This is a genomic window from Flavobacterium sp. W22_SRS_FK3 (genome assembly GCF_052113665.1).
GTDB lineage: Bacteria > Bacteroidota > Bacteroidia > Flavobacteriales > Flavobacteriaceae > Flavobacterium.
Map to the genome: position 1 here is coordinate 1 of NZ_JBGQOF010000016.1, position 25,581 is coordinate 25,581.

Below are 25,581 nucleotides of genomic sequence, written 5' to 3' on the forward strand. Positions count from 1 at the left end.
GTTGACTACGCTTTACATATTTTATTTGATCTTCCATAACGATGCTTTTTGTGTATCGCTATTTCAGGACTAGACATAAAAATTAAATTAGAAGCCTTACTATTTTAGTGAGGCTTTTTTTGTTTCAATATTAAAACTGTTTAATTATTTTATTATTTCATAATTATTGAAAAAGGAACAATTTAAATTTAAATAATCGTCTCTTTTTTGTAAATAAATTGGTTTTAACTCTTTCATTTTATATATTTAACTCACAAAAGTAAATGATAATGTTAAATTAGTAAATTTTAATTGTAGGTTTATACTTCTTTATATAAGTATTTTAATATTTTCAATGTTTTAAATCAATTTCTAATAATTTAATAACATCATAAATATTAAATTTTAAAAAACAGGAGTTTTTAAAACCTCCTTGCAATTAGACTTTATTTGAATAAAATCCCTCACTTTTTGTATAGGGAGTTCATCTCTGAAATTATTTACACCAAAAAAACTAACCACAATGAAAAGCCAAATCAAAACCTTAAAAACCTACGATGATCATAAACTTTGGAATAAACTTAGGGCAGGAGATGAAAAGTCGTTTTCATTGCTTTTCGAAAAGTATTATGGAGATTTAATAAGTTACGGAAACTCTTTTTCACCATTTGCCGAAAAAGTTCAGGATTGTGTTCAGGATGTTTTTGCTGATATTTGGTTATACCGAGAGACTTTGAAAACTCCCGATGTTGTCAAAGCGTATCTGTTATCTAGTGTAAGAAAAAGAATTGCCCGTTTATATGAACGTGATCATATTTTTAGAAAAATTTCGACTACAGACTGTATAGAATTTCTATTTGATTTTTCAGTAGAGCATGAACTTATAGATGATGAAGCTACCGCTGAACGTGTTTTACATTTAAATAATTTAATTAATAATTTGCCTGCACGTCAAAAAGAAGCGCTGTTTCTCAGATACAATCAAGGTTTATCAGTAGATCAGATTGCAGAAATGTTAGAGGTTAATTATCAGTCTGCCAGTAATTTAATTCATCGAGGATTACTTACCCTTCGTAAAGAATGGAAGGTTGGTTTCTCTATAATTTATTTGGTTTCTTCAACAGTTCTTTAATTTACGTTAAAAAAAAATAAAAAAAATCATAAATTGATGAGTATATAATAAGAAAGCTGTCCTCTATGTTTTTGTAACCTCATTATTAGATGCAAAAACGTAATAATTATACCGAAATTGAAGATTTTTTAGATGATAAATCTTTTCAGTTATGGATTCTATCCAAAATTGACGAACAAGGCTGGGAAGAATGGACTTTAGAAAATCGCCAACGTGCAAAACTGGTTCAGGATGCCCGACTTTTATTACTGGCAATGAAAGTGCCTGTAAATAATATTTCTTCCTCTGAATTAAATACCGCATTACAATCTACATGGATTAAGATTGAAGAAAAGGAAAGTACCAAAAAAGGGAATCAAATTTATCCTATTAAATACTTAAGACAATACTGGATTGGAATTGCCGCTACTTTATTTTTTGCTTTTTTATCGGTTTGGGTTTACCATTATCAATATAATATAAATCATACAGTTGTTACTTATAACGAACTTATTGAAGATAATAGTGAAGGACTTGTTGAACAGACAAATAATTCAAACAAACCACAAATAATTACTTTATCTGATGGTAGTTCTGTTTTATTACAGCCCAATAGTAAATTAAGTTATCCGAAAATTTTTATCGGAAACGAAAGAAAGGTTTATTTATCAGGTGAAGGTTTTTTTGAAATTAGTAAGAATCCTAAAAGGCCTTTTCTGGTTTATGCTAACGAAATTATTACAAAAGTTGTTGGTACAAGTTTTAGAGTTAGAGCTTATTCTGATCAACCAAATGTAGAAGTCCTTGTCCGTACGGGTAAAGTAAAGGTGATTTCGAACGAATTGGTTGGAAATTCAAAAGAAGAAATTGTCCTATTACCTAACCAAGCTTTACGTTTTTTAAGAAGTAATTTACACTTTAATAAAATAACTAATATTACGGAAGATAAAATATTGGTGAGCAGCGTTGGTAATATTGAACAACTAAGTTTTGAATTTACCGATATTCCTGTAGCTCAGATTTTTAAAACAATAGAACAAGCATATCTCGTTGATATTGATTTCCCTAAAGATAAATTAAAAGATTGTCATTTAACTACTTCATTAAGTGATCAGCCATTATCAGAGAAACTTAAAATTATTTGCAAAAGCATTGGTAATGAAACAAGTTTTGAAATGAATGGAAATCAAATTGTTATAACATCACAAGGTTGCAATTAAGGTACTGATAACCAAATTCAAATAATATAAATAAAATACAATTTGTTGCCTATGTGAAAAAAAATAAAAAAAAGTGCCGAAATGCTGTAACATATTCGACACTCATAAAATTAAATAACTCTCTGTAAAGATTTATTTATTGCGTTTCTCAAATACCCTTGAACAGTATTAATCAAAACAAACCAAAATTATGAAAAAACCAGTTGTTAAACAACGATTACTCCATCGAATCATGAAAATAACGCTATTTCAGTTCGCCTTAGCATTTGTGTTTTCTAGCGTTACCATGGCAAGCAGCGTGAATGGACAAAGAAAATTAGATACAAAAGTTACCATAGCAGTAGAGAATTTAAGTTTAGATAATACGTTGTCTAAACTTGAAAAATCTGCGCATGTGAAATTTTCATACAATTCAAGATTACCACAGCTAAACCAAAAAGTTAGTATTGAGGCTAATCAGGAAACTTTAGAAAGTATACTTAACCGTATTTTGAAACCATTTAATATTACTTATTCAGAAATAAGTAATCAGATTGTTTTGCAGAAAAGCAAATTAGATGGTTTTAGTAGTGATGAATCTCATAATTCATTATTCGAAATTTTATCTGCAGGACCTATCATTAAAGGAAAAGTTACAGATCCGTCTGGAGTCCCGCTTCCTGGAGCTACAGTATTGGTTAAAGGAACTAAAATAGCTGTTTTAACTGATTTTGACGGAAATTTTTCTATTGAAATGCCAGCTACTAGTAATCAGTTAGTAATTTCTTATATTGGAATGGAAACTAAAGAAATTGGAATAGAAAATACTACACCAGTTGTTGTTTTAAATGAAGTAGGACAGAATCTAAAAGAAGTAGTGATTACTACTGGATATGAAAAAACGTCAAAAAGAACTTTTACCGGAGCAGTAAGTAAAATATCAGCAGCAGAACTAAAAGTTGATGGTGTTGTGGATGTAAGCAGAATGATTGAAGGAAAAGCGGCTGGGGTTACTGTACAAAATATTACAGGAACTTTTGGTACTGCTCCTAAAATTACAGTACGTGGCTCTTCTTCTATCTTTGGAGACACTAAGCCATTATGGGTAATTGATGGTGTAGTTCAGGAAGATATCATTAATATTTCGTTTGCAGATTTAGCTTCCGGAAATTCAGAAACGCTTTTAAGTTCTTCGATTGCGGGTTTAAATGCTAACGATGTTCAGAGTATCGAAATTCTGAAAGATGCATCGGCTACTTCAATTTACGGATCAAGATCTTTAAATGGAGTTGTAGTAGTTACCACAAAACAAGGGCGTAGAGATGCACCTTTAAAAGTAACTTATTCTGTAGAAAATTCAATGAGAACTGTACCAAGTTATACTCAATATGATATTCTAAATTCTCAGGAATCCATGAGTATTTTGAAAGAAATGGAACAAAAAGGGTTTCTTGATGTACCATCAACATTACAAGGCAGAACTGGAGGAGTTTATAATATTTTAAGTAAAGCGATTAATACTTATGTGCCAGAAACAGATAGTTATTTGGTAAATAATGATCCTTTAAGCCGAAACAATTTTTTAAGAAAATACGAATTAGCAAATACAGATTGGTTCAAAGTTTTGTTTAGACCTTCAATTACTCAAACTCACTCTTTAAGTTTTTCCGGGGGTGGAAAAAATAATACATTTTATGCTTCGTTGGGTTATTATACAGATCCGGGATGGACTATCGCTGACGACGTAAAACAATTATCATCAAATATAAAAGGAACGTTTTTTATAAATGATAAATTATCTGTTACCTTATCTACAATGGCTTCTGTGCGTGATCAAACTGCTCCGGGAAGTTACGAAAGTAAAAAAGATGTTGTGTTTGGTAATGTTACAAGAGATTTTGATATTAATCCTTTCAACTATGTTTTAAATACAAGTAGAACACTCAGACCTTATGATGAAAATAGAAATTTGGAATATAGTAGAAATAACTGGGCTCCTTTTAACATTGTAAATGAATTGCAAAATAATGTTTTAGAAATTGATGTAAAAGACATGCGTTTCCAATTGGATGTAGATTATAAAATAAATAAACATTTAACATATAACTTAACCGGTTCTGCTCGTTATGCAAATACTTCAAGACAACACAAAATTTATGAAAATTCAAATGTTGTTGAGGCTTACAAAGCAGGGACTGAATACGGAGTAGAAGGTGTAAATGCTACAGTTAGAAATGCTAACGTATTTTTATATACTGATCCGGATGATTTAACGGCTCAACCCATTTCTGTACTACCAAATGGTGGGTTTTTAAGAAAGTTTACAAATGAATTGACTTCTTATAATATTAGAAATAGTGTGAATTATAGAAATACTTTCAATGAGAAACATGAAGTTGAAGGTTTCTTCGGTACTGAGTTACGTTCATTAGACAGAAGCAGCGATAATTTTACTGCTGCGGGAATACAGTATGACAGAGGACTTACCGCTTTTACTGACCCAAGAATCATAGAAAAAATTATCAACGAAGGAAGCTCATATTATGGCTTTAACGAAGAGAGAGAACGAACTGTAGGCTTCTTTGGAAAAGTAGGCTATACCTATGATCGTCGTTACACAGGATCAATTACGGGGCGTTATGACGGATCAAACAGACAAGGAAATAGTGGTTCTGGAAGATGGTTACCAACTTATACTTTTAGTGGTAAATGGAATGTTACTGAGGAGAAATTCATGCAAAATTTAAAAGTCATAAATAATTTGGCATTTAGAGGTTCTTACGGTCTTACAGCAACTGCAGGTCCTGCAACAAACTCTTTGGCAATTTACAAAAGTTATATCACAGACCGTTTAGCTATTTCTGACAGAGAAACAGGGATCGATATTGATGAGCTACAAAACTCTGATTTGACTTGGGAAAAGCAATTTGAAACAAACTTTGGTGTTGATTTAGGAATGTTTAATAATAGAATTCAATTTGTATCAGATATCTACAGTCGTAAAGCATTTGATTTGGTTGATTATGTTGTGACTTCAGGTATTGGTGGGCAAAGCATCAAACAAGGGAACAATGCTAACATGGAAACAAAAGGTCTTGAAATTGGATTTACTACTCAAAACATTGTGACAAATAATTTTAAATGGTCTTCAACACTGAATTTCTCTGTATATGATCAAAAGATTACTAAGTTAGAAAATCAGCCATCAGCATTTGATTTAATTGATGCTAATGGTGGAAATACAGTTGGACATCCTAGAAATTCATTGTATTCATATCAGTTTACAGGTTTAAATAATCAGGGTTTACCAACTTTTATTCAAAAAGAAGATGAAACAGATAACGTTACCGGAGCTAATTTTCAGGATACAGAAAATGTTACTGATTATTTGAAATATGAAGGTTCTATCGAGCCTAATAAATCGATTGGTTTTGCAAATACATTTAGTTACAAAAATTGGTCTTTATATGTATTTGTTGTTGGTTCTGGAGGGAATAAAGTACGTTTGAATCAGGCCTATGATAGCCAATATGATGATTTAACTGTATTTACAAAAGATTTTACAAACCGTTGGATCAACCCTGGTGATGAAGCATTTACGAATGTTCCGGTTATTGCAGATAAAAGATTAGTTCAAAATTACGGAACACAGGATCAATTGCAAATTGCTTATAACACCTATAATTATTCTGACGTAAGAATTGCAGATGGTGATTTTGTAAGACTAAAAAATGTATCCTTAAGTTGGGAGTTTCCTAAAGAGTTCAAAAGAAAATTAGGTGTAAGCACTTTTTCTCTTAAAGCATCAACGGTAAATCCATGGTTGATTTATTCTGACAAAAAGTTGAACGGACAAGATCCTGAATTCCGTAATACTGGTGGTGTTGCTCTTCCTGTAACAACACAATACACTTTTGCAATAAACCTTTCATTTTAATATACTGATTATGAAAAATATAAAAATAGCCTTATCTCTGTTGGTACTTTTAGGTATTAGTAGTTGCGATGATTTTCTTTCTGAAGTACCTGATAATAGAACCCAAATTGATACTCCTGATAAAATTAAGGAGTTATTAGTTAATGCATATCCCTTAGCTTCTTACATGGATTTGGCAGAAACAATGTCTGACAATGTTGGAGATGCAGAATTAAGTTCGGTATCTCGTAAAAACCAGCAGAGTTACAACTGGGAAATGCAAACTGAAATAGATATTGATACTGAAGCTAACTATTGGAATGCCTGCTACAGAGCAATCGCCCATGCTAACCAGGCACTACAATCTATTGAGCAATTAGGAAATCCAGCAAGTTTAAATTCTCAAAAAGGAGAAGCACTGATGGCCAGAGCCTACGCACATTTTATGCTGGTAACATTTTGGTCTAATCGCTACAACCCAGCCACAGCAGATACAGATTTAGGAATACCTTATGTAAAAGTTCCTGAAACAGAATTGCTTAAAAATTACAAAAGAAATACTGTTAAAGAAGTTTTTGATTTTATTGAAAATGATTTAGAAGAAGGCTTAGGACTAGTAACTAATGACTACAGCGAACCTAAATTTCACTTTAATAAAGAAGCTTCTAAAGCATTTGCAAGTCGTTTTTATTTGATAAAAGGAGATTGGGATAAAGTACTTGAAGTTTCTGAAGGATTGGGTTCTAAACCTGTAGGAAAATTAAAAGATTACGTAACTTTATCTGGTTTAGCTCCGGATATTCAGTTTATTGAATATGGTAAATCGTCGTATAGTACAAATTTACTAATAGCTTCTCCAAACTCGCTAATTGGCAGATCTGCCAGTTCTAGTAATTTTTACTTAACATCGGATAAGCAAGCAGAACTTTTTAGTTCTGCAACTAATCCATTTAATAAAACTTATTTGTTTAAATTTTATTCTTACAACAGTAGCAGAACATTGTTTACGCCTAAGTTTGAGGAGTATTTTAAATATACAAATATTAGTGCAGGAATAGGTGAAGCCTACTGTGGAATTGTTCTTTTGTCAAATGATGAGTTTTATTTAAACAGAATTGAAGCTCTTATAATGAAAGATAGGATTGCAGAAGCAAATACGGAGCTAGAGTATTTTATTGGTACAAGAACAACCTCTTATAATGCAACAACCGATAAGCTTACAGAGGCAAAAATTGTAAGTATGTACCCTGTAATTGCTGATGAATTAACACCTTTTTACACTATGACAGCTTTGCAAACTTCTTATGTAAAGGCAGTTGCTCAGGCAAGAAGAAGAGATTTTGTTCATGAAGGATTAAGATGGCTAGATGTAAAACGTTTTAATATTGTTGTAAATCACACAACTTTTGGTTTACCGGTAAATACTTTGGTAAAAGACGATAAGCGTAGAGCATTACAAATCCCTCTTTCTGCATCCAATTACGGTGTAGAAAAAAACCCTAGGTAAATTTTAATTTTTAATTTTAATTATGATGAAAATATTAAAACAATATAAAGTATTAGCTTTGGTTGCAGGGGTTTTATCTTTTGCATCTTGTGCTCATGAAGATACCCTTGGAGAGAGTCAGTTAGATTATACCCAAGCCGAAAAAAGCGAGTTAGACAATTGGATTGATGCTAATTATTTGAATCCTTACAATATTAATGCACAATACAAGTGGAATCAGAATACGGTAGATAATAACCGTTTTTTATTTCCTCCAATGGTTGATAAAGTGCAACCCGCTTTAGATGTGGTAAAGAAAATTTGGATAGACAGTTATACAACAGTTGGAGGTTATGATTTTGTAAAGAAAGTTGCTCCAAGAGAAATTGTATTGGTTGGGGGCGTAAATTCTAATACAAACGGAACCAGAACTTTAGGGATTGCAGATTCCGGACAAAGAATTACATTATTTGAAGTAGATTATTTAAACAAAAAAAATCGGGCAAATGTTACTGAGTTTATTCATACCATACAACATGAGTACGTACATATACTAAATCAGAACAAACCTTTTGACGAAGAGGCCTGGCAAAAAATTACGCCAGGAGGTTATACAGGAACGTGGCATCTGGAGGTGCTTGCAACTTCAAGAAGTTTGGGTTTTATAACCAATTACGCCAGAAATAATGTTATTGAAGATTTTGCAGAAACAGCCTCTACTATTTTATCAAGTACAAAAGCAGAGTATGCGGCTATTTTAGCCAGTATGCCTGCAGACGGAAGAGCAAAATTAAAGCAAAAAGAAGCTATTGTAGTGCAATATTATAAAGATGCATTTAATATGGATTTCTATGCTTTAAGAGATGAAGCTGAGAAAAATACAAATGAGGTTGTAAATAATTAATTTTCGTCACTATATAATTTAATAGATAATATTATGAAACTAAAAAACATATTTAAGTACCTCATGCTGGCATTTTTGACACTGTATTTAGGTTCTTGCAGTAATAATACCGATGCAGATCAATTGTTCGATCAAACTCCTACTGAGCGATTAAATGCTCAAAAAAGTGAGCTTAATGATGCTTTGCTTGCATCAGAGAATGGGTGGAAAGCGGTCTATTTTACAGATGATACTCAATTAGGAGGATATACCCATTTGTTTAAATTTTTGCCTGGTAATAAAGTTGAAATGGCATCAGATTTTGATGATGATACAGAAAAGTATACCAGTGACTATAATGTAGTTTTAGGTAGTACTGTAAGTTTATTGTTTGATACTTATAACAGAATTCACCTTTTATCAGATTCGAACAGTTATCCAACAACGGCTCTAAGAGGGAAAGGTTATTTAGGGGATTTTCAGTTTCTGTATTATGGTCAGGAAAATGGAGATATCCTTTTTAAAAGTAACAGATTGGTTAGAGAAGTTCGTTTTGTGAAAGCGACAGCTCAGGATTGGGTAGATTTAGCAGAGAATTTAGAAACAGAAAAAAATGTAATTGGTTCATCATCTCGTCCTCTTTTTAGATTTTTAGAAACGAACGATGGTACTACAGTTAAAAAATATGATTTTTCTTTTTCATCAGCTACCAGATTTTCAAATTCAAGTGCTATAGATGATTCTGGCGAGGTTATCAGTATGGGAGTTGGATATACACCAACCGGAATTGTTGTTAGTCCGGCTGTAGAAGTTAAAGGTCAAAAACTAACTAATTTTATATATAATGATGCTGATGGAAGTTTTACAGCAACTGGAACAGGCGGAGTAACAGCAACTATAAAATATTCGAATGAACCTCTTGTTTTAACTGACGATTATAAACTTCTTTTAGAAGGAAATCCTCAAATGGTGTTTGGTTATATAGATGCAAATTTATACACAGCACCTTCAACATCAAGTTATGCTAAATCATTAATAGATAAAGTAAATGCTACTTTACCAGCTACTCAAAAACTTGCCAGAATTCAGTTTTACTTTAATACTGCTTTAAATGGAAGTTATATTGAGTATAGATTTAATGGAGGTAAAGCTTCTATATATCATTTTATAATTACTAGTGAAGATGCTACTAAGAAAACTTTAATTCTGTCGAATGACGGATGGACGGTAGCTGCTGCCTCAAGAGCATTTTTAAATGAGTTAGATGCTGAATTAACAAATCCTCAGGGGTTGTATGTTAAAAAGGAGGCATTCAGAATAACCTATACTAATACTGTTTACACATTTACAAGTGCAGCAAGTAACTTTAGAATAACTACGTATCAACTTTAGTTTTAGTTTTAGTTTGGTTTTAGTTTTAGTTGAAAAGCAGCTCAATTTGGGCTGCTTTTTTGTATCTAAAACATTTATTTTGAATTAAAAAGATGTTAATATAATCAATTCAATAAAATAATTACTATTTTTGCAGCCGTTATCACGAATCTCGCAAAGAGATAGCAACCTGCAAAACAAGCAAGGTGCTAAAACGATAAGCCAAATCCTTTGGAAAAAATGTTGTCTATCATTTTATTATCCAAATTTTTCTTATCGTCGTAAACGTTTCATTTATAAACTATTTTATGACAAAAAATTTAAGAGCAAAAGGAAATGCCTTTGCATTACTACCACTATTAATTTTCATCTTTATTTTTTTAGGATCAGGGATCTTTTTAAAAGATTTCTATGCATTACCATCTCCAGTTGCTGTTTTGGTAGGCATTATTGCTGCTTTTTTGTTATTTAAAGAATCAGCTGAAGAAAAAACAAAAACGTTTATTTCAGGTTGTGGAGAAAGCAAAATAATGACCATGTGTATCATCTATTTGCTTGCAGGTGCTTTTGCGGTAGTGAGTAAAGCTACTGGTGGAGTGGATGCTGTGGTAAATATGGGTATCAATACGATTGATGCGGCTTATTTTCCATTAGGAATTTTCCTGATTGCGGCTTTTTTATCGACTGCAACAGGAACATCTGTTGGAGCAATTGTTGCAATAGGCCCAATTGCAGTTCGACTGGCCGAATCCAGTGGAGCTTCGCTGCCTTTAATTTCCGGAGCTTTGCTTGGCGGATCAATGTTGGGTGATAACCTTTCTATGATTTCTGATACGACGATTGCAGCTACACAATCTTTGGGTTGTGAATTGAAAGACAAGTTTAAAATCAATCTTTTTATTGCTTTTCCTGCTGCTGTTGTAACCATAATTGTTCTGTTTTATTTAGGATTAAATTCGGAAATTATTGCTGTTGAAATTCCGAAAGCAAGTTTTGATTGGATTACCATCATTCCGTATTTATTGGTAATTATTCTAGCTTTAATAGGTGTAGATGTGTTTACAACTTTAATAATAGGGACTTTGCTGGCAGGAATTATTGGTTTTTTTGGGCATAGTTTTACACTTCTACAATTTACCCAAAAAATATATGAAGGTTTTACAAGCATGACAGATATTTTTCTGCTTTCGATGCTTTCGGGCGGATTGGCGGCGATGGTGGATAAAGCAGGCGGAATTGATTACGTTTTATATCATATTAAAAAAGGAATAAAAAGCAAAAAATCAGCTCAATTAGGTATTGGAACTTTAGTAGGTTTTGCCAATTTAGCGATTGCAAATAATACGGTTTCGATTGTAATTACGGGTGGAATTGCGAAAGAAATTAATGATGAGTATGATTTAGATGCCAGAAAAACGGCTACTATTCTGGATATATTTTCTTGTATTATCCAAGGTATTTTGCCCTATGGTGCCCAGGTTTTATTAATTCTAAGCTTTGCTAAAGGAAAATTAGATTTTTTTGATTTGATTGGAAATGCCTGGTATCATTTGTTTTTATTGACTTTTACAAGTATTGCTATCTATAGTTCTGTATGGGACAAATGGGTGAATAAAGTTTTGAAGTTTAGAAATCCCAATCTATAATATTGAACTGTGGTTTTTTTTAAAAAGGAATTGTTCTATATTTGACAAGTCGTTTTTAGCCCTGATAGAAGTGGAAATCCTTTTGTGTTTTTTCTTTAAAAACATAAAAGATTGCAACGGATAGCAGGAATAGCTACAAATAATTATTAAAATTAATTTTGAATATGAAATTACTAGAAGGAAAAGTTGCCATTATTACGGGGGCCAGTCGTGGAATTGGAAAAGGAATTGCTGAAGTTTTTGCTAAACATGGTGCAAATGTTGCTTTTACATACAGCTCATCTGTATCATCAGCCCAAGCTTTAGAAGCAGAATTGAACGGTTTGGGAGTGAAAGCAAAAGGATACCAGTCGAACGCAGCAGATTTTAATGAAGCGCAGACTTTTGTGGATGCAGTTTTGGCTGATTTTGGGACGGTTGACATCTTGATTAATAACGCTGGAATTACAAAAGATAACCTATTGATGCGTATGTCTGAAGCTGATTTTGATCAGGTTATTGATGTGAATTTGAAATCGGTTTTTAATATGACTAAGGCTATTCAGAAGACTTTTTTAAAGCAGCGTTCCGGTTCTATTGTTAATATAAGTTCGGTAGTTGGAGTTTCTGGAAATGCAGGACAAACCAACTATGCAGCTTCAAAAGCGGGAGCAATTGGTTTTACAAAATCGGTAGCACTAGAGTTAGGATCTCGTAATATTCGTTGTAATGCGATCGCTCCTGGATTTATTGAAACTGAGATGACGGCAAAATTACCGGAAGATGTAGTAAAAGGCTGGAGAGATGGGATTCCGTTAAAACGTGGCGGAACAACTGAAGATGTTGCAAACGCTTGTCTTTTCTTAGCTTCAGATATGAGTGCTTATGTTACCGGACAGGTTTTAAATGTTTGCGGAGGAATGCTGACCTAAGATGCTAAGGTTCTAAGTTGCTAAGATTCTTAGGTTTTCCTAAGATGTTTGAATTATAAATTTTCCAATACGAATTACAAATATGACTACAAACACAATTCTATTATTATTACTTTCTGTAGTAATAGCGGGTGGATTGTCGTATTTTCAATATTTTTATAAAGCCAAAAGCGATTCGAAAATGAATCTTTTTTTGGCTTTTTTGCGTTTTTTAGCCATTTTTGGATTGTTGGTTTTACTGATTAATCCGGTGATTACTAAAAATTCGCTTGAAGTTACCAAAACCCCTTTGGCAATTGCGGTAGATAATTCAAGTTCTATTGCGGCATTAAAATCGGATAAAAAAGTAGCTGAATTATATAAGGCTTTGGTTTCGAATCCGGCTCTTCAGGATAAGTTTGAAATTCAGTCCTATCAGTTTGATGCAGATTTTAAACCTTGGGAGAAATTTGATTTTAAAGGAAAGCAAACCAATCTTGATGAGGTTGCGAAGAATTTAAAAAGCATCAATAAAAACCTGATTTTTCCAACGGTTATTATTACAGACGGAAATCAGACTACAGGAAACAATTATGTATATCGTTTTGATCCTGAGAATAAAGTTTATCCTTTGGTTGTAGGAGATACAACCACGTTTTTTGATTTAAAAATAAATCAGTTAAACGTAAACAAATACGCTTTTCATAAAAATAAATTTCCGGTTGAGGCTTTTCTGCAATACGCTGGTGATAAATCCGTAAATGCAGATTTTACTATTTCGCAAGGAAATTCGGTTGTGGCCAGAGAGAAAGTTTCTTTTTCTCCGTCTAAAAAAACGGCTGCACTAAATTTACTTTTGCCTGCCGATAAAGTAGGATTGCAAATTTTCAGAGCAACTATTTCTTCTAGCGCAAAAGAGAAAAACAGTTATAATAATGTCAAGAATTTTGCTGTTGAAGTGATTGACCAAAAATCAACTATTGCGATAGTTTCATCGATAAATCATCCTGATATTGGAGCTTTGAAACGTTCTATTGAAACCAATGCACAGCGTAAAGTGATATTGACAAAACCAAATGAACTGGATAAATTAAATGATGTTTCGGTTTTAGTTTTGTATCAGCCTAATAGTGCTTTTAAACCTATTTTTGATAATAAGAGATTAGCTGGAACAAACAGTTTTATTATTACCGGAAATAACACCGATTTTAATTATCTGAACCAAAAACAGAATAATCTGGTTTTTAAAATGAGCGGTCAGAGAGAAGACTATTTAAACGAGTTTCAATCACAATTTAATTTGTTTGCCATTGAAAATATTGGTTTTGAAAACTTTCCGCCATTGCAAAATCTATTCGGAACCATTACGACAAACGGAAACGTATCCGTTTTACTTTCATCAAAAATCAGAAATGTTTCTACCAATACTCCCTTATTGGCATTCGCCGAAAATCAGGGCAAAAGAACGGCTTTTCTTTTAGGAGAAAACAGCTGGAAATGGCGTTTGCAAAGTCATATTGACAATCAGTCATTTGAAAAATATGATGTTTTTGTGGATAAGATCATTCAGTATCTGGCAACATCAGCTTCAAAAAAATCTTTGGTTGTAGAACACGAGAGTTTTTATAATTCGGGGGAAGCCATTGTAATCAATGCCCAATATTTCAATAAGAATTACGAGTTTGACGAAAAAGCAAGATTAACCATTACGGTTACAAAGGGAGAAACCAAACAAACCAAAAACTACGATTTATTAAAAGGAAATAATTCTTTCTCCGCAAATCTGGATGGTTTAATTGCCGGAAAATACAATTTTACGGTAAAGGAATTAAATACAAATACCATCTATTCGAGTCATTTTGAAATTTTAGATTTTGATATTGAAAAGCAATTTGTAAATCCTGATGTTCAAAAATTGAAACAATTGGCCCTGCAAACCAACGGAAAAGCCTTTTTTGAAGATCAGGCCGATGATTTGATTCACGCACTTTTAGAAAACAAAGAATACAAATCGATAGAGAAGAATATCTCAACCAAAACACCTTTAATTGATTGGGTTTGGTTGTTGATTTTAATTACTGCTTTATTGACTACGGAATGGTTTGTTAGGAAGTATAACGGGATGTTATAGAAAATAATTATTGTTTTTTAGTTTTTAATAAATAATATTTATATATTTGTTTTAATAAATATTTAAGCAAATGACTAAAAATGAAAAATTAAAAAGCGATATAATTGCATCTATTGATGTAATAAAAAACTTAAAATCTTCTGATAATATAAAAGTTAGAGAATCGTATATTAACTTGACAAACCGTTTTAGGAGTCTTGAAGAGAAAGATTTTCAAACTAAATGGAGTTATGAAATTTATTTAAAATCGTTACAATGTCCTAAAGAGGAGTATGAACATCAAATAAAAGCTTTGACTAATCAAGACGAGTATGCTACTTCATATAATTTTTTTCAAATAACAATGACAATGTTAAGCTATTTAGATTGGATCAATTAATAGCTTAAATCGTGACGAATTGTCACGGTTTTAAAAATTACGATTTGTGATAATTTGTGAAATTTGTGTTTCACTTTTAATAATAACACAATGGATTTCCGACTAAAAGTTTTCTACACCGTTGCACTCCGTCTTAACTTTACTAAAGCGGCAACAGAATTGTATATTACGCAGCCAGCCGTTTCCAAACACATTCAGGAACTCGAAGAAAACTATAAAACTAAGCTTTTTGAGCGAAACGGTTCTAAAATTGCCTTAACGCCAGCCGGAAAAATTCTGCTGAAACATGCTAAAAACATCTTCGAAATTTACCGCGAAATCGACTTTGATATGAGTTCTTTTAGTAAGGATCGCCAGGGTTTGTTAAGGTTGGGAGCAAGTACCACTATTTCGCAATATATTATTTCGCCTGTTTTGGCAAGATTCCATCAAAAACAACAAGATATTAAAGTCAATTTACTGAACGGAAATACCGAGCAAATTGAAAATGCCTTAATCAATAAAGAAATCGAAATCGGCATTGTAGAAGGACAATCTAAAAATCAATCTATAAAATACATTCCGTTTCTAAAAGACGAACTGGTTTTGGTTTGCAATACTAAAAATCCATTGGTAAAACAAAGCGAAATTTTATTGGAAGATTTAAAATTAATGAAATTCATAACCCGTGAACGCGGATCCGGAACACTTGAAGTTATAGAATATGCTTTAAAACAAATCGGTGTGAAATTAAAAGAGCTGCAAATCGAAATGGAGTTAGGAAGTACTGAAAGCATAAAATCGTATTTGCTAAATTCGGATTGTTTTGCTTTCATGTCAATTCACGCAGTAAGCAAAGAACTTGCAAATAAAGAATTAATTGTGCTGGATGTAGAAAACTTATCGATCGAAAGACACTTTTATATTACTACATTATTAGGGAAATCAGATTCCTTATCAGAATTGTTTATTCAAAATATTGCCAGCCATTATAACCTGAAGTTATAGCCTATTGTATTTTGCGATTGGCGAGTTCCATATAAAGGGCAGACCTTTGTAGGGTAAATATAAAATACCCTATTTTGAAAACAAAGCACCATAAAGCGTCCCATTTATTTGAAGAGAATATTTTTCTCCAGCAAATTATTTTTGTTGCAGTAATCCTGTTATGTCTGTTTTCAATTATTTCTCCTCCCATTGCTTTATTATTGGGCGTTTTGATAGTAAATGTTTTTGGAAACCCATTTGTAGCATTCAATCACAAAGCAGTTACCTTTTTATTACAATTTTCTGTGGTGGGTTTAGGTTTTGGAATGAATGCTTCATCGGCAATTTCAGCAGGAAAAGAAGGTTTTTTGCTGACCATTTTTTCAATTTTTAGTACACTTGTTTTTGGAACACTTTTAGGAAAATGGCTTAACACTGAGAAGAAAACTTCGCATTTAATTTCGTGTGGAACTGCAATTTGTGGCGGAAGTGCCATTGCTGCCATTTCTCCCGTAATCAAATCAAACGAAAATCAGACTTCAATTGCTTTGGGTGTGGTTTTTATTCTAAATTCAATTGCCTTATTTGCTTTTCCTTATATTGGACATTTGCTGGATTTATCGCAAAAAGATTTTGGTTTATGGTGTGCTGTTGCCATTCATGATACAAGTTCTGTTGTGGGAGCAGCCAATAAATACGGAGCCGAAGCTTTGCAAATTGCCACAACTGTAAAACTGGCCAGAGCATTATGGATTATTCCAATTTCAATTTTAACAGCAGTAATTTTCAAAAATAAAAACTCTAAAATCAAGATTCCTTACTTTATCGGATTGTTTGTTTTGGCAATGCTATTTAATACTTACCTACCTGCAATAGCCATTATTGCGCCGAAAATTGTAGGTATTGCCAAAATTGGCTTAACGATTACTTTGTTCTTAATTGGGGCAACATTAAATAGCTGTACTTTAAAATCAGTAGGGGTGAAGCCTTTATTACAGGGAGTTTTTCTTTGGGTGTTTATTGCAGGTTTAGGTCTGGTGTCCATTCTATATCTTAACTAATTTTTAATTTTTGTTGTAAGTAAATATTGAATAAAAAATCATTTGATATTAGAATATTTAACAACAGGTTTACCTGTAATAGTATACCATTTACCTTTAAATGAAACACGCTTTTCAATTACAAAATTAAACTGTTTTTTGGTTTTTCCCATTTCGCCCACTTCTTTTGGCATATCAACTTCATAATCATCTTCGGTATCTTTTGCCTTTTTATAGAATCCGGTAGTTGTAATTATAAAATCCCTAAAAAACTTTTTCGTACCATCATTCACCACTTTGTATGTACTTGACCATTGTGTACTTCCTTCGGTATTATTTGAAAGTCTGTAATCTCCGATTTCCATAAAAGTCTGGTATTTTCCATTAAACCCTACAATAAGGTAGAGATAGCAATTATAAGGAGCACCCGCACCTCCATTAGCATGTAATAAGGTAAAGGCATATTGATCATCTCCAATTTCTACAAGTTTTAAAGGAGGAATTCTGGCAAAAGCACCAAAAGCAGCAATTGCAGGCTGAAAAGACTTCATTTCCCATACATTGCCGGTTTTTGAAAATTTGGCTAGTCCTAGAAGTCCTCCACTAAAACGACCTGTTTGTAAACCATCCATATCATAAACAGAATGATTGAAAACTAACATTTTGAATTGATTACCCTTAGAATCCGAATAATTAATTGTAGTATCAAGTCGTGTAGCAATGCCTTCTGTATAAGGAAACATTTGATCTCCTTCAACACCATTTACATCCATGTATGGAGCAGGTTTACAACTTTTACATTTCCAGCTTACAAATGTATTATCATCAGAGAGCTTGTATAATTTACCGGGAAATAATTTTTGCATTGTTTTTACTCCATCCAGAAGCCCGGCTATTTTTAATATTCGTTTGGCATTCAAAATCGTATCACTAACATTTTTTAATTGTATTATGTCGTCCTGTGCAGAGCAGATTGTAAATGTCAGGAAAAAAAGAATAGAAGAATAGAGGCGCATAGAGTAAATTTAAAGTAAGAACCGGTACGAATTTACAAATAACTTTTAAATGTCCTTATCATCTATAGTTTGAAATCTGACAAAATTAATTAACAGAATATTAATTAGTATTTCTTTGAATTATCTTTAAATGAGATAAATTTGCATCTCAAATAAACTTCAAATGAAAAAAAATATAATGAAATCAAAACTAATTGCTCTTTTTGCAATTGGAATTGGATTTTTAACCTTATCATGGGGAATCGTAGGACACGAAAGAATCAATAAAGCAGCTGTAATGGCTTTGCCTAAACCTTTACAGGTCTTTTTTTACAATCATATTGATTTTATTACTCAGGAAGCTTCTGTTCCGGATATACGCAAATATGCTTTAAAATACAAAGATGAGAATCCAAGACATTATGTCGATTTGGAAAATTTTGGTTCAATGGATAGTTTACCTAAATCATTAGAAGAAACTATTAAAAAATATGATGCTAAATTCTTAAACGATAATGGTGTTTTGCCTTGGTATATTGAAGATATGATGGTTAAATTAACCAAAGCTTTCAAAGAAAAAAACAGAGCCGAAATTTTATTCCTTGCAGCAGACTTAGGTCATTATATAGGGGATGCACACATGCCGTTGCATACTTCTGCAAACCATGATGGGCAATTAAGTGATCAAAAAGGAATTCATTCACTTTGGGAAAGCAGATTACCGGAGTTATTCGCTAAAAATTACAAACTAAACGTACCGGAAGCGCGTTATTATGAAGATGTTCATAAAGCAGTCTGGGATATGATTAAGGATACTCACAGCCTTGTTGAGCCATTATTGGCAGTTGATAAAAAACTAAGAACGACAACTCCTGAAAATCAGGTTTTCTTGGTTGATGCTGAAGGTAAAATTGTAAAGAGCAAATACAATTCGTCTAAATTCTCTGACGAATATGCTGCCAAATTGCATGCCGAATTAAACGGAATGGTCGAAAACCAAATGAAGAAAGCTATTACTGCAACATCTAGTTTTTGGTATACAGCCTGGGTAAATGCAGGAAAACCAGATTTAAGCGATTTAGATGCTAAAGAACTTACAAAACGTAATAGTAAAGCCTTAAAGGAAGATTTGAAGTTATTTCAGAAAGGAAATCTTTTCGGAATGCAAAATCAAAATGATTAAGTTATACATAAAATAAAACAAAAGCCTGTTAATCTCAAAGGCTTTTGTTTTTAATTCAGACTTGGTGATTCCGGAATATTAATGTTTCTTTTAGGTTTTTTTATAATCAGTAAATAAAAAGTAATACCGCCCAAAACAATTAAAAGAGCAATTTCCAGCTGTCCAAGAGAATTATTGCCACTATACATCGCATTGGCATTAGCCAGTTTTGCTCTACCTTCTTTTACCTGAATTTCAGAAAGCTGGTTTAGCGTTTTTAAAGCCTTATTGCTTAAGGATATAATAGAACTCCAGTTTTTATTTTGTGCTTCCTGATTGATTTTTGAACAGGTAGCCAAAAATATATTAAAATGTGTTTTTTCTTTTGGAGTCAAAACTGTTTTAACATACAATTCATCAATAGTATGTATTATTTTCAGCGCTTTTTTAATTTTACTGTTTTTTTCGATATCATTTAAATCTGTTTTCTGAACTTCAGCTTTTATAAAATGAAGTTCATTCGCATATTGAAAAATGTAATAAGCCACCACCAATCTATCATTATAAATGGTGTTGATGTTGTCATTAACATTTTTAGAATTTCGAAGCGTATTAAAATTGCTCAGCACAATTATAAGCATCACAATCAGTAAAATAAATGCTGCTTTTGTTTTGTTGCTGTATTTTCTTAAAAATTTCTTCATTGTCCATGAATTAAAAGCTTCTTAAAGATACATAAATCTAAGGGTTTAAATTGTTGTAGTGTAGAATGTTTAGTATAAATTTCCCAAGGAGCTAATTCTTGCTGTCCGCTATATCTTTTGTAGCGAACACAGGTAAAAAAGAATGCCGCTTCTATCAGGGCTCAGTGATTTATGTTTTATAAAGAAAGAAGAATTTTTTACAATTTCTGATATGCTTTTCGTTTCAAAATATCAGAAGCAGTTTGATAGAACGAAATCGTTTCATTAACCAAATCTGTTCTTCTCGTTTTTAATGGTTTTTCGTTATAGTAAATTTGATATTCAGGAGCAACTCCTTTTTTAGGAATCAAATTTAGTTGAAATTGTTTCACTTGTTGTTTTGGAGACAAAATCGTGAGAACATTATCTCTTATCATTCCTAAATCCTGATACGTAGCAATAAAAGCTCTTGGTTTGTAATCTGATTTTAATACATCCTGACCGTAAAACTTACTTTCATAATTAAAATGCAGCAAGCCAAAAAGCGTAGGCATTAAGTCTATTTGAGACATTAACTTACCACATTTTACACCTTTAATATCGGGATTGTATATAAAAGCCGGAATTCGGTATTTGTCTAAGGGAAGCTGTGTTTTTCCAGCACTCGAAGCACAATGGTCTGCAACAATTACGAAAATTGTATTTTTGAACCAAGGTTGTTTACGAGCCATTGTAAAAAATCTTCGCAAAGCATAATCTGTATATTTTACGCCGCCATTACGTGATTTAATATCTCCTGCAATATCAATTTTGTTATTCGGGTACGTAAAAGGCCTGTGATTACTCACTGTCATAATGTGATTGAAGAAAGGTTTGTTTTGCTTAGCCTCGATATTCATAACTTTTATGGCCTTATTATACATATCCTCATCACAAACACCCCAAACATTTGAAAACGAAATTTCTTCTGGCGCAAAACTTGATTTATCTACAATTTCATAATTATTTCCTGAATAAAAATCTCTCATATTATCGAAAAAAGCATCCCCTCCATACATATATTTAACGTTATAGCCTTTTTGTTTAAAAATATTTCCGGTTGAAAATTTATTTTTGTTGTCTTCACGTTTTAGCACACTTTCTCCCGCCGTTGGTGGTAAACACAGGGTTACCGCTTCAAGACCTCTAACGGTTCTGTTTCCCGCAGCATACAAATTAGTAAACTGTACACTTTTTTGAGCCAGACTATCTAAAAAGGGGGTGATATTTTCATCGTTTCCATATGATTTCAGGAATTCGGCACTATAACTTTCAATAGTAATAAGAACTACATTTTTATGTTCTTCCAGAGAATCATTTTTTATAATTCGGGTAGTGCTTTTGCCTGAAATTGTTGGAAATTGATATTTTAAAATTGCAAAAGCTTTTTCGCTTGGCAATGTTTTGTAAAATTTAAAATAATCTAATTTATTGTTTTGAAAGGCTAAATAAAATTTATAGATACCATTGGATTGTAGTTCATTAACAAATACGTTTTTTGAATTTTCTGTTTTGGCTATAGTTGGAATCACAATCAGGGAAACTAAAAAAAGAACCATGTAAATTCCTGAAATTTTCATTTTGGTTTTAAAATTCGGAATTTCATCAATATAAATTCTTGTTTTTTTAAGAATAAGATAAGTAATAATTCCTGTTATTAAAAATAAAGCCGTGAATATCGGAATGACAGGATATGACTGCATAATGTTCCCAATTACCTCATTGGTATAAATCAGATAATTTACAGCGATGAAATTGTATTTTACACCAAACTCATTCCAGAAGAAATACTCGCTTATTCCATTTTGAAGAATCAATAAAACATACAGAAAGATAACAAAAGCAAACAGCCAAAACCTGATTTTTTCTTTGAGTTTTGGTATAAACAGAAAAACAGCAAATAAAATAGTTTTAATTCCAATAAAAATTAGGACAATCCTGGGTAAAGCGCCACCATATTCATCTAAAATACTTTTTCCGGATGCAACATATAAAAATAAAATGATAAAAAAAGCCAGAATAATATAGCCTGAAGGTTTATTATATTTAGAATTTGAAATAAAAATTAAATAAAGCCATAAAAACACACTGGTGATTATAAACACAAAAACATCAGACAATAATCCGAAACTAAAGATTTTCAGGCTTTCACCAAAAGTAAAAGAACTTTGAGTAATGGGATGAAAAAACAAAGTAATTCGCAATATAAAACTGATGATAAAATAAAATATGGCAAGGCAGTAAAAAGGAGAAAATTTCTTGTAGAAAGTCATGAACTATTTTTTTACAAAATTAATTTCAATTGACCATTCAGGATTAGGTTTATGCTTTTACCTTACTTAGTACAAACTTAATATTTGCTTAACTTACGGTTGTTTATATGATTCTATATCTTTTAAAACCATTTCGATAAGACAAAATATTTATCTTTGACTGATCACAAAAATCATTTACAAAATTCTAAAATATATAACTAAATGCATATTTTAATAGTTGAAGATGAACTCGGCATTGTTCAGTTTCTGAAACAGGGTCTTGAAGAAGAAGGTTATTTGATTACAACTGCTGAAGATGGCTTGAAAGGTTTTGAATTAACTCAGAAAAAACAATTCGATTTAATTCTTTTAGACTGGATGTTACCAAAAATTACAGGAATTGACTTATGTAAGGCCATTAGGATAAAGGATAAAAAGACACCTGTTATTTTTTTGACAGCCAAGGATACAGTTCACGAAACTATTGAAGGTCTTAAGGCAGGCGCAAATGATTATATCAAAAAGCCCTTTAGTTTTGAAGAATTGGTTGAGAGGATCAAAATTCATTTTAGAAGTAGTAATGAAACGGAATTACTCATATTAGGAACAATTAAAATTGATTTGCTTAAACATATTGTATTTAAAGAAGATGTTGAAATTCCCCTAACTCAGAGAGAATTTGAGTTGCTGACTTATCTTATAAAAAATAAAGGTAAAGTTTGTACCCGAAATCAGATTTTAAAAGATGTCTGGGAAATTAATTTTGAGTATGATACTGGTGTTATTGATGTTTTCATGAATGCCATCAGAAAAAAACTAAATTTGAAAATTGAAGAGGATTATATAAAAACAATTCGTGGTATAGGTTATATCGCAAACGACTTATAACATGAGCCAGTTGTCTTTTAAAAATAGAATTGCTTTAAATTATATTATTACAACAGCTTTGTTGATTTTAGTAGTTTTTTCGTTCATTTATTTTATTGTAAAATATTCAGTTTACAGCCATACTGATCAAAGTATCAAGATTGAAATTCAGAATCATTTAAAAGAGATTAAAATAGAAAATGAAAAGATAACTCTTATTGATAAAGAGGAATGGAATGAAAGAGAACACAATACAGTAGATGTAAATCCGGTTTTTGTACAATTTTTAGATTATAACAAAAAAATTACCGAAAAGTCCCCAAATTTAAAAACTAAAGTATTGATTTTTAATAATTCAGTAGAAGATTTTGAGCTTTTCGATACTAAAATTGGCAATCATTCCATTAGACAGATTCAGGTTCCAATTAATGTACAAGCAAAAAAAATAGGGTATGTTATGGTTGCGATGTCACTCTCTGATTCAATTTTAGTTCTTCGTAATTTATTAGAAACCTTAATTTTTTCCTTTCTTTTTATTTTAATTTTATTGTTTTTTATAGCTCGTTTTTTTGCTGGAAGAAGCATAAAGCCTATAAATGAAATTACGAATATATCTGGGATGATTACGAAAGATAATTTAAAGGTAAGGATTCCCCTGCCTAAAAAACGAGACGAACTTCATAAACTTTCTGAAACCATAAATAGCTTATTGAATCGTATTGAGGATGCGATAGAACGGGAAAAACAATTTACTTCAGATGCGTCTCACGAACTAAGAACTCCTTTAACTGTTATTAAGGGAACTCTTGAAGTATTAATTAGAAAACCACGGGATAATAAGGAATATGAGGAAAAAATCACGTATTGTATCAATGAGGTAGATCATTTAAATATGCTGGTTGATCAGCTTCTTTTACTGGCTCGTTTTGAAAATCAAAAACAAAATATTTTACCTGAATCTGTTTATTTGAACGCTTTAATCCTGGATGTTATCACTTTAAATTCAGAAAAAATAAACAGCAAGAAAATCAACATGAAATTTGATGCCGAAGAAGATTGCTACATCAATTGTGATAATTATTTGGTAGTAACAATTATGAGGAATATTATTTCCAATGCCCTTAAATATACAAATTCAGGTGGTGAGGTTTCTGTTTCTCTTTCTAAACAGCCTGGCAAAACAGTTTGTAAAATTTCAGATAACGGAATCGGAATTGCAAAAGAGGATATAGAAGCCGTTTTTAATCCTTTTTTCAGATCAAATTCATCTGTTCATCCTGAAATTAAAGGAACAGGATTAGGTCTGTCAATTGTAAAACGTTTTACAGAACTCCTTCATATAACTTTTCAAATCGAAAGTAAAATGAATCAAGGAACTGTGGTGGTTTTAGAATTTAATGAAGAAAAACTTTTAAAATAATAGGCAGATATTTTTTTAACAATAAACTATAATTAAGTTAAAATAAAAATTGCTTTTTTATGAAATTAACCTGTATATTTGCAACCGAATCAAAGAATAACAACCAACAATGTTTATAAATCAATTGCATCATCATCATTTACATAATTGCTCTCAAGCGATGTGTTAATGGTATGGATGTAAATCATCATATTTAAAAACCCGTTTGAGTACATCAAACGGGTTTTTTATTACCTATTCTTTGTACTCAAACTATTAATTAAACAAAAAAAAATGAGTACTTTAAAAATTGCAATTCAAAAATCAGGTCGTTTAAACGAAGACAGCATTCAGATTCTAAAAGACTGCGGTATTTCAATTAACAACGGAAACGATCAGTTAAAAGCAGAGGCTTCTAATTTTCCGTTAGAAGTTTTGTATCTGAGAAATTCAGATATTCCACAATATTTAATTGATGGTGTTGTAGATCTTGCTATTGTTGGAGATAATTTATTAGTAGAAAAAGGAAAACATATTGAAGTGATTCAAAAGCTTGGCTTTTCAAAATGTAAAGTTTCTGTTGCTGTTCCTAAAACTTTTGAGTACAATTCGATTCAGGATTTAGCAGGTTTACGGGTTGCTACTTCTTATCCAAATACAGTAACCGAATATTTTGGTTCATTCGGTTTAACAGTTGATATTCACCAAATTTCAGGATCCGTAGAAATCGCACCCAATATTGGCCTTGCTGATGCTATAGTTGATATTGTTTCAAGCGGCAGTACTTTATTCAAAAACAATTTGAAAGAAGTAGAAGTGATCCTGAAAAGTGAAGCTGTTTTAGCAGTTTCGCCAAAGGTTTCACCTGAAATTCAAAAACATATTGACACCTTAAAATTCAGAATCCAATCGGTATTAAGAGCCCGAAATTCAAAATATATTTTAATGAACGTGCCAAATGATAAAATTGATGAAATTGGTAAAATATTGCCGGTTTTACGAAGTCTTACCGTTTTACCATTGGCTCAGAAAGGCTGGAGCAGTGTACATTCTGTAATAGACAAAGATACTTTTTGGGATGTTATTGATCAATTAAAAGAAGCCGGAGCTGAAGGGATTTTAGTTTGTCCGATTGAGAAAATGGTTCTCTAGGCTTTGCCCGATCAAGGCTTTAGGCAGTAAGC

General features: G+C 31.9%; 19 protein-coding genes and 1 riboswitch. Of the genes, 16 read left to right on the plus strand and 3 right to left on the minus strand.

Going from position 1 to position 25,581, the window contains the following annotated elements; genetic code table 11:
- Positions 1-502 precede the first annotated feature (502 nt).
- The 12 genes from ACEN2I_RS15255 to ACEN2I_RS15310 all read left to right on the plus strand — a co-directional run bounded on the left by ACEN2I_RS15255 (position 503) and on the right by ACEN2I_RS15310 (position 17,018).
- A complete protein-coding gene (locus ACEN2I_RS15255) occupies positions 503-1,111 on the plus strand; it encodes an RNA polymerase sigma factor (protein ID WP_441766962.1) in 609 nt (202 codons plus the stop codon).
- Between the two features lie 89 nt (positions 1,112-1,200).
- Entirely contained in the window at positions 1,201-2,310 is a 1,110-nt protein-coding gene (locus ACEN2I_RS15260) for a FecR family protein (protein WP_441766963.1), read from the plus strand.
- A gap of 190 nt (positions 2,311-2,500) precedes the next feature.
- Entirely contained in the window at positions 2,501-6,226 is a 3,726-nt protein-coding gene (locus tag ACEN2I_RS15265) for a SusC/RagA family TonB-linked outer membrane protein (RefSeq protein ID WP_441766964.1), read from the plus strand.
- A 10-nt stretch (positions 6,227-6,236) separates the two neighbouring features.
- Entirely contained in the window at positions 6,237-7,712 is a 1,476-nt protein-coding gene (locus ACEN2I_RS15270; protein WP_441766965.1) for a RagB/SusD family nutrient uptake outer membrane protein, read from the plus strand.
- 25 nt (positions 7,713-7,737) lie between these two features.
- Positions 7,738-8,595, plus strand: a complete 858-nt coding sequence (locus ACEN2I_RS15275) for a zinc-binding metallopeptidase (protein ID WP_441767063.1) — start codon at positions 7,738-7,740, stop codon at positions 8,593-8,595.
- Between the two features lie 33 nt (positions 8,596-8,628).
- Positions 8,629-9,966 carry a DUF4302 domain-containing protein gene (locus ACEN2I_RS15280; RefSeq protein WP_441766966.1) on the plus strand — a complete coding sequence of 446 codons (1,338 nt, stop codon included), beginning with the start codon at positions 8,629-8,631 and terminating at the stop codon, positions 9,964-9,966.
- A gap of 134 nt (positions 9,967-10,100) precedes the next feature.
- Positions 10,101-10,196: riboswitch (SAM-I-IV-variant riboswitch) on the plus strand.
- A 57-nt stretch (positions 10,197-10,253) separates the two neighbouring features.
- On the plus strand, positions 10,254-11,591 hold the full coding sequence (locus ACEN2I_RS15285) for a Na+/H+ antiporter NhaC family protein (RefSeq protein WP_441766967.1): 1,338 nt from the start codon (positions 10,254-10,256) through the stop codon (positions 11,589-11,591).
- Positions 11,592-11,755: 164 nt separating this feature from the next.
- Positions 11,756-12,502, plus strand: coding sequence for a 3-oxoacyl-[acyl-carrier-protein] reductase (fabG, locus tag ACEN2I_RS15290; protein WP_441766968.1), 747 nt, complete (start codon positions 11,756-11,758; stop codon positions 12,500-12,502).
- Positions 12,503-12,584: 82 nt separating this feature from the next.
- On the plus strand, positions 12,585-14,612 hold the full coding sequence (locus tag ACEN2I_RS15295; RefSeq protein WP_441766969.1) for a hypothetical protein: 2,028 nt from the start codon (positions 12,585-12,587) through the stop codon (positions 14,610-14,612).
- A gap of 70 nt (positions 14,613-14,682) precedes the next feature.
- Positions 14,683-14,991: a hypothetical protein gene (locus tag ACEN2I_RS15300; RefSeq protein WP_441766970.1), complete on the plus strand. Its 309-nt coding sequence runs from the start codon at positions 14,683-14,685 to the stop codon at positions 14,989-14,991.
- 90 nt (positions 14,992-15,081) lie between these two features.
- A complete protein-coding gene (locus ACEN2I_RS15305) occupies positions 15,082-15,978 on the plus strand; it encodes a LysR family transcriptional regulator (protein ID WP_441766971.1) in 897 nt (298 codons plus the stop codon).
- Between the two features lie 74 nt (positions 15,979-16,052).
- Positions 16,053-17,018, plus strand: coding sequence for a YeiH family protein (locus ACEN2I_RS15310; RefSeq protein ID WP_441766972.1), 966 nt, complete (start codon positions 16,053-16,055; stop codon positions 17,016-17,018).
- Positions 17,019-17,056: 38 nt separating this feature from the next.
- Here ACEN2I_RS15310 and ACEN2I_RS15315 read toward each other — a convergent pair whose 3' ends face one another.
- Complete coding sequence (locus tag ACEN2I_RS15315; protein ID WP_441766973.1) at positions 17,057-18,013, minus strand: hypothetical protein; 957 nt, start codon at positions 18,011-18,013, stop codon at positions 17,057-17,059.
- A 163-nt stretch (positions 18,014-18,176) separates the two neighbouring features.
- Here ACEN2I_RS15315 and ACEN2I_RS15320 point away from each other — a divergent pair, with 163 nt between their 5' ends.
- Positions 18,177-19,175: a zinc dependent phospholipase C family protein gene (locus ACEN2I_RS15320; protein WP_441766974.1), complete on the plus strand. Its 999-nt coding sequence runs from the start codon at positions 18,177-18,179 to the stop codon at positions 19,173-19,175.
- A gap of 50 nt (positions 19,176-19,225) precedes the next feature.
- Here the strand turns inward: ACEN2I_RS15320 and ACEN2I_RS15325 are convergent, their stop codons facing one another.
- Together ACEN2I_RS15325 and ACEN2I_RS15330 are read right to left on the minus strand one after the other, a co-directional pair.
- Positions 19,226-19,858: an MCP four helix bundle domain-containing protein gene (locus ACEN2I_RS15325; protein WP_441766975.1), complete on the minus strand. Its 633-nt coding sequence runs from the start codon at positions 19,856-19,858 to the stop codon at positions 19,226-19,228.
- A gap of 197 nt (positions 19,859-20,055) precedes the next feature.
- A complete protein-coding gene (locus tag ACEN2I_RS15330) occupies positions 20,056-22,149 on the minus strand; it encodes an LTA synthase family protein (RefSeq protein WP_441766976.1) in 2,094 nt (697 codons plus the stop codon).
- Between the two features lie 204 nt (positions 22,150-22,353).
- Here ACEN2I_RS15330 and ACEN2I_RS15335 point away from each other — a divergent pair, with 204 nt between their 5' ends.
- The 3 genes from ACEN2I_RS15335 (at position 22,354) to hisG (ending at position 25,549) form a co-directional block, all read left to right on the plus strand.
- Positions 22,354-23,019 (plus strand): response regulator transcription factor, encoded by a 666-nt coding sequence (locus ACEN2I_RS15335; protein WP_441766977.1) that lies wholly within the window; start codon positions 22,354-22,356, stop codon positions 23,017-23,019.
- A 1-nt stretch (position 23,020) separates the two neighbouring features.
- Positions 23,021-24,418 carry a HAMP domain-containing sensor histidine kinase gene (locus ACEN2I_RS15340; RefSeq protein ID WP_441766978.1) on the plus strand — a complete coding sequence of 466 codons (1,398 nt, stop codon included), beginning with the start codon at positions 23,021-23,023 and terminating at the stop codon, positions 24,416-24,418.
- A gap of 273 nt (positions 24,419-24,691) precedes the next feature.
- Positions 24,692-25,549, plus strand: coding sequence for an ATP phosphoribosyltransferase (hisG, locus tag ACEN2I_RS15345; protein ID WP_441766979.1), 858 nt, complete (start codon positions 24,692-24,694; stop codon positions 25,547-25,549).
- The last annotated feature ends 32 nt before the right edge of the window (positions 25,550-25,581 follow it).